The 5,276-nt window shown below is 69.0% G+C and carries 6 protein-coding genes and 1 pseudogene; 2 read left to right on the top strand and 5 right to left on the bottom strand.

Annotated elements, in window-relative coordinates; genetic code table 11:
• Nucleotides 1-169 precede the first annotated feature (169 nt).
• Nucleotides 170-589: pseudogene (locus ACRDP3_RS14010) on the top strand (DUF664 domain-containing protein); the annotation flags it as partial.
• Nucleotides 590-891: 302 nt separating this feature from the next.
• Here the strand turns inward: ACRDP3_RS14010 and ACRDP3_RS14015 are convergent.
• The 4 genes from ACRDP3_RS14015 to ACRDP3_RS14030 form a co-directional block, all read right to left on the bottom strand.
• Nucleotides 892-1,278 carry a VOC family protein gene (locus tag ACRDP3_RS14015; protein WP_431517252.1) on the bottom strand — a complete coding sequence of 129 codons (387 nt, stop codon included), beginning with the start codon at nucleotides 1,276-1,278 and terminating at the stop codon, nucleotides 892-894.
• On the bottom strand, nucleotides 1,275-2,057 hold the full coding sequence (locus ACRDP3_RS14020; RefSeq protein ID WP_431517253.1) for an ArsR family transcriptional regulator: 783 nt from the start codon (nucleotides 2,055-2,057) through the stop codon (nucleotides 1,275-1,277). The genes ACRDP3_RS14015 and ACRDP3_RS14020 overlap by 4 nt, the downstream gene beginning before the upstream one ends.
• A 215-nt stretch (nucleotides 2,058-2,272) precedes the next feature.
• Complete coding sequence (locus ACRDP3_RS14025) at nucleotides 2,273-2,443, bottom strand: hypothetical protein (protein ID WP_431517257.1); 171 nt, start codon at nucleotides 2,441-2,443, stop codon at nucleotides 2,273-2,275.
• Between the two features lie 73 nt (nucleotides 2,444-2,516).
• Nucleotides 2,517-3,428 (bottom strand): hypothetical protein, encoded by a 912-nt coding sequence (locus ACRDP3_RS14030; protein ID WP_431517254.1) that lies wholly within the window; start codon nucleotides 3,426-3,428, stop codon nucleotides 2,517-2,519.
• A gap of 309 nt (nucleotides 3,429-3,737) precedes the next feature.
• Between ACRDP3_RS14030 and ACRDP3_RS14035 the strand changes: the two genes are divergently transcribed.
• A complete protein-coding gene (locus ACRDP3_RS14035) occupies nucleotides 3,738-4,613 on the top strand; it encodes a hypothetical protein (RefSeq protein ID WP_431517255.1) in 876 nt (291 codons plus the stop codon).
• Here ACRDP3_RS14035 and ACRDP3_RS14040 read toward each other — a convergent pair.
• A partial coding sequence (locus ACRDP3_RS14040) for an MFS transporter (protein WP_431517256.1) occupies nucleotides 4,610-5,276 on the bottom strand: 667 nt, incomplete at its 5' end. The genes ACRDP3_RS14035 and ACRDP3_RS14040 overlap by 4 nt on opposite strands.

Consider the following 5,276-nt stretch of genomic DNA (forward strand, 5'->3'; position numbering starts at 1 on the left):
GTGTCTGGTGGGACGCGGTGAGGGCACCCGCCTACCTGGGCGACCGTGTGCTGGCACGGCTCGGTGAGGACTGCGGAGCGGTCATCCGGGATCCGTACGGGCACCGTCTGTACTGGCTCACCAGCACCGGGACGGCCGCGAGTTGGCGCTTCCCGGACGTGGCCCTCGTGCAGATCCTGAGCACGGCGAGCTGGGTGACCGTGCCACCCCGCGACCGCGTGAGCGTGCTGAGCCCAACGGGGATATGTGGGTCACCGCCGACGAGTCACGGAAGCACATCGTGGAGCTTTACCGGCGGGCGTGGGCGCACGCGGACGCGACGATCGACGCGCTGGCGCTGGACACGATCGGCACAGTGCCGTGGTGGCCAAGCGGCAGGGACGAGGTGACGTTGCATCATGCCGTGGTGCGCGTGATTGCTGACACGCACCGGCATGCCGGGCACGCCGACATCATCCGGGAACTCCTAGACGGTGCAGTGGGGATGAACAAGGGCAACGACAGCATGGCGCCGGGCGATTCGGCGTGGTGGGAGAACTATCGCAGCCGACTGGAACGTGCAGCTCAGGAAGCCGACCGAGACACGTAGCTTCGGTCCACTCTGCAGTGCGTCGCCTGCTCTCCCATCGTGGCGAGCAGTGTCGACTTCCCGACCGTCCGTGCACCGTTGTCGGCCTCGGTGCGAGCACGATGACCGGTTCCTCTCTGAGCACGGCTCCAAGGCTCCCTTCCAGCCGTCCTGCGACAACGCCGGACTGCATCTCGTTCCGATCTGCGTCCACGTGGACGTCCTCCTCGCTTCGCTACCGTCCAGGGGCTACGGGGTCTGGACGCTCGCAGCCGCGGCCCTCACCGTGCACCACCGCGACCAGTGAGCCACGAGGCGATGTATCAGCGAGGCGCGGGCTGGAACAGTTCGATGAGGTTGCCGGCGGGGTCGGTGAGCAGGATTTGGCGGCCGCCTGGCCCTGCGATGACGTCGCTGCGGAATGACACCCCGGCGGTGCGCAGCCGGTCGATCTCGGCGTCGAGGTCGTCGACGATGAGATGGATGCGGTTGCGGCCTGGCGCGGTGGAGTCGTCGGGCGTGGCCCGGGCGCCGGAGCTTGCCGGCCCGGACAGCAGCAGCCGCAGGGGGCCGCGGATCACGTCGGCGAAGGCGGGCGCGGGGTTGGTGTGCAGAGTGAAGCCGAGGTGGGTGGTGTAGAAGTCGATGGCGGCAGCCACGTCGTCGACGATGTAGCGGATGCCGGCGACTTCACCGGGTGTGGTTGTCACGACTGGACCTCCGGGTTCGTGGCGTGAACAAGGACGGGCAGCAGGTAGCGGATGCGGGTGTCTATTTCCGCCGCCGAGCGTGTGAAGGCGAGGGTGCTTTGCTGGTCGGTGACGCCGACGGCCGGGTCGGGGATGCTCCAGTGGATCAGTCGCGGCTGATCGTTGAAGGTGGGGCAGACCTCGCGGACCTTGTCGCACAGGCTGATCACGTAGTCGAACCGGCGGCGGGCCAATGTGTCCAGATGCCGGGGACGCCGGTCGGCTATGTCGATGCCGTGGTGGTCGCGCAGCACCCGCACGGCAGCGGGGTGGATACACGGTTTCGGGTGGCTGCCGGCACTGGCCACCTCCACGTGACCGCCGGTGCGGTGGCGCAGCAGGGCCTCGGCGATCGGTGAGCGGGCGCTGTTGCCCGTACACGCGAACAGCACGCGGGGCCGGCCCGACGGTTCGACCGGCGCGGCAGCTGATGGGGTGGGATCGAGGCGCAGCGCCGGGTGCAGGGCAGTACCGGCGGCGGTCAGCGCGTGCGCGCAGTGCTCCAGATCCAGGTGGTAGTAGCTGTCCCGGGCGTCGAAGCTGCTCCGACGGGCGGTGACCAGTCCGCTGCCGCGCAGCAGCCGCAGATGGTAGGAGATCAGGTTCTGCGGGTGGCCGACCAGTTCGACAAGTTCACGGACCCGGTAGTCGCTCGCGGCCAGCACGGTCAGCAGCCGCCACCGCAGTGGATGAGCGGCCAGACGTACGAACGCCGGGGTGGCTTGACCCGTAGGCACCATACTCAGAAGGATACATCAAATTGGTTTGATGCAGTTTCCTTCACGTGCGAACGTATCCGCACGCCGTCGGATGCCGCCGGTGAGCGGCCGTACGCGGAGCGGCTGCGCCGACTCGGCCCTTCCGCCGAGGGGCACGCAGAGTCGACGCAGAGCATCGAGAGTCACGGCTACCGGCAGGAGCTGCACCGCTCGCTCAGCTTCGGTGACCTGCTGGTCTACGGGCTGATCTTCGTGGTGTCGATCGCACCGTTCGGCATCTTCGGCAGTGTCTTCCAGGACCGGGCGTCGTCCTCGGGCACACCGGTGCGCAGGTCCACATGGCGTCCCTCGGGGAACGCGCCCCACAGCTCACGCTCGGTGGAAGTCAACTCGTCGCAAGCGAGCACTCATGCAGAGTAGTGATCTTCCTTCGCACTCGTCTCGCCCTACCGCACGCGGATCGGGGGGCGGTCCATTCCGTTAGGAGCTCTCAGCAAACGAGGGCAACGAACCGCTCACCGGCGGCAGTTCGTCGTAGCGGGAGGCCTGGGACTCGGGGTGGTCGTCCACGAACGGCAGAAACTCGTTCTGCGGGAGCACCCAGCCCTCCTCGCCGAAGATCCGTGTACCCAGCTCCCGGATCTCCCGGTCCGCACCGGCCCTTTCGACCCAGGTCTTGGGGTCGGGCCCGAGCAGACCGCGCAGCCGCGAGGAGTCATCGAGGAGCGAGTCGAGCAGCGCGACCTGGTCCCCGCCGCCCGGACGCGGCCGTTTGTCCGGTCCGGCGAGGACGCCGTGGGCGCTGAAGTAGATGTACGCTCCGCCGAGCCGCTCACCGGAGGGCATGGTCATCTCGAAGCGGTTTCCCGGCAGAATGGCGCGCTGGTAGTCCGGGATCTCCGTGCTGTCGACCGCCTTGAGCTGGCTGGAGTCCAGCCACGTGACCACGAGCGTCGACTCCGCGTCCGGATCCATGTAGGGGGTGGCGGCGACGTATCCGGCCGGACTGATGTGTCCGGAACATCCCACGGAGATGCCGCTCACCCGCACCGGCACCATCGGCACGGCGGCCGGCAGGTCCAGCCGGGCCAGCTTGTGGCTGACCTGTCCGGGCGAGGCGTTGGAACCCACCGCGATGACGGGATGGCGCTGTCCCGCGTCGGCCTGCCCCAGGTGTGCGAGTACGTGGTCCAGCATGCCCTCGGACCCCGTACTCCCGGCTTCCGTTCCGATGACGTGCCAGGCGCCCAGCCGCTCGGGCCGCACACCAAGCGGGAGCAGTTCACCGTTGGTCAGCAAGCTGGGTTCGGTGACTGGGCGCCCCGGATAGGTGAGGGGCTGCATGGCGGGCACGTCGGCGAGCCCCAGCGCCTCCAGGCTGCGGTTCTTCACGGGGACGCCTTCCGGAGAGTCGGATGGAGGGCACAGCATTCCATAACACTCCTACCCAGGGCGCCGGGACATCACGACTCCATCCTGCGGTTGGCGGGGACTCACCTGGGAAGGGATGCCTGTTCGAGTCAACTGAACGAGGAAACAGGAAGGTTGGGGATGAACCGGCCGTTATTCGGGGGTCGCCGACCGCACCCCCGGAACCGCACTTCAGTTCGCTGGTGGATCGCTGGGCGCTCGCTTCACACTCTCCTCGCCATCACATTTCTAGGGCTGCTCGCACTCGCCGTCTCGATCGCACTGCTGTACGTGCTCACCGAGCGTTCCGCGCAGAGCGTGGGCGACCGGATGGACGACGGTTCACGTCTTCTGAACACCGCGCTCGAGGCCCTGCGTGCCTGCGTCGGAACGGCCGACCTCGAGGTTCAGCGCAACAACACCGCGCACGAAGTCATCTCCACGCTCGCATCGGTGATCGGCGCCATGGTGCCCGCGACCCTCCTCGGTATCGTCCTGATCAAACTGTTCACGGTGAAGCCGTTCGTCTGGCGGCGGCGGGCGAGCATCTCCCATTCCTCGACCGCGGACTTCCCCGGCTATGCCCGGCGGTACGCGGACAGCGAGAACGCGATCATCGCGGTGCGTTTCTACAACCACCTGGACAACCTCAACATCGTCGACCTGCACGCCCGGGCGCACCTGCGGTATCTGGAGGTGTCCCCGCACGACGGCACCCTGGTCGTCTACAAGAAGTGGCTGAAGGTCCTCGACGCGAACGGCGACCCTGCCGATGAGAGAACGTGGCTGGCCGTGGAGAGGGGTGCTCCCTTCACCGTGTGGATTCCGGTCGAGGCGCCCGCCCGCGAATTGCCGTTCCGGGAAATCCAGGGCAAGACGCTGGAAAACGTGAAGGGCGTGAAACTGCTGGTGCGGCTCAACGCGCGCGCCGTCGGTCTGGGCACCGAGGTGGTCGACGAGCGCTGGTTCGACCTGGGGACCGACGACTTCGAGATCGGCCGGTTCGTGCCGCTCTCCCCCGACCTCGAGACCGACGTGTGGTCCTGGGAGGGCTGGGAGGGGTTCGACCAGCTGCTGCCGCCTGGGGATCTCCCCCAGCAGCGAGCGGACGACTCCGCTACGTGCTCTGACCCTGAGGGGGACGGCCGGCGCCGTGACCGGCGCTAGCTCTCCACGGAGCGGGTGGGGCGTCGCCGGTCGGCGTGCGCCGGGGAGGCCGGTGGGGGCGGGCGGGTGTTCGGGGCGAGGGCGGTGATGAGCAGGGCGGCGACGGCCAGCACGCCGAGGGCGGCGGGCAGTCCGGCCAGTGTCGCCAGGCCGCCGATGAGCGGCGAGACCAGCAGCCAGCCGAGGTTGCCGGCGAAGCCGAGCTGGCCCATCGCCAGGGCCGGGCGGGGAAGTGCGCCCGCCGCGGTGAAGGTGCCGGGGAAGACGGCGCTGATCCCGGCCCCGGCGACGACGAACGCCGCCAGCGCGATCCCGGGCTCTCCGATGAGCAGCGCGGCGGTGAGCGCGGCCGCGCAGCACAGGGTGCCGGTCCGGATCAGGCGGACCCAGCCGAGCCGGTTGACCAGCCGGTCGTTGATGAGCCGGGTGACGACCTCCCCGGCCGAGAAGGCCGCGTATCCGGAGGCGGCCACCGCGGCGTCCGCGCCCAGGTCCCGGAGATAGACGCCGCTCCAGGACGCCGGAGCGTCCGACACCAGCGCGGCGAGGAAGGTCATCACGGCTAGCAGGAGCACGGTCAGCCGCCCGTTCGTCCCCTGCCCGGCCGGGCTCCGCTCCCCCGCGTCCGGCTCGCCGCTGGAACGGTCCGGCGCCGCGCCGGCC

This window comes from Streptomyces sp. (assembly GCF_050698815.1).
Classification (GTDB): domain Bacteria; phylum Actinomycetota; class Actinomycetes; order Streptomycetales; family Streptomycetaceae; genus Streptomyces.